Genomic DNA, 833 nt, shown 5'->3' with positions numbered 1-833 from the left:
CGCTGGTCGCGCTGGGCATGCGCCGGTCGGTGGATCTGGTCGTCGCGGCCTACGCGGTGCACGCGGCCGGTGGCGGTTACGTGCCGCTGGATCTGGACCAGCCCGCCGAGCGCGTGCACTACGTGCTGGATTCGGCCGACCCGGTCTGCGTGCTCACCACCGCGCGGGACGCGTTCGACGGCGCGGGCCGCGCCACGCTGCGCGTCGACGAGCTGAAGCTGACCGGATACGCCGACGCGCCGATCACCGATGCCGAGCGCATCGCGCCGCTGCGTCCGCAGCACCCGGCGTACGTGATCTTCACCTCCGGCTCCACCGGCCGCCCCAAGGGTGTCGCGGTGCCGCACGCCGCGGTGGTCAACCAGATCCGCTGGATCACCGGTGAATACGGCATCGGCGCGGACGACGTCGTGCTGTTCAAGACCCCTGCGACCTTCGACGTCTCGGTCTGGGAGCTGTTCGGTCCGCTGAGCACCGGCGGCCGCATCGTGGTGGCGAGCCCGGACGGGCACCGCGACCCGCAGTACCTGGCCGAGGTCATCGCGGCCGAGCGGGTCACCATGACCTCGTTCGTTCCGTCCATGCTGACCGTCTTCGCAGGCGGCATCGGCCCGGCCGACGCGGAAGCGCTCGCCTCGCTGCGGACGCTGTTCGTCGCCGGTGAGGCCTTCACCGCCGAAGCAGTGGTGGCGATTCGCCGTGTGAGCGGCGCCGCGCTGTACAACCTGTACGGTCCCACCGAGTTCACCGTGCACGCCACCCACGCACCCGTAGCCGACCAGGTCGAGGGAGCGGTGCCGATCGGTTTGCCGGTGTGGAACGCGCAGGCGTAT

General features: G+C 71.1%; 1 protein-coding gene. It reads left to right on the top strand.

The window, feature by feature from the left end; translation table 11 throughout:
* Positions 1-833: AMP-binding protein (locus NA4_RS38430; RefSeq protein ID WP_157129603.1), on the top strand; the 833-nt coding region annotated here is incomplete at both ends.

The sequence above is a fragment of the Nocardia amamiensis NBRC 102102 genome (genome assembly GCF_001612745.1).
GTDB classification, from domain to species: Bacteria; Actinomycetota; Actinomycetes; order Mycobacteriales; family Mycobacteriaceae; genus Nocardia; species Nocardia amamiensis.
This window is presented reverse-complemented; position numbering and strand designations above follow the sequence as displayed.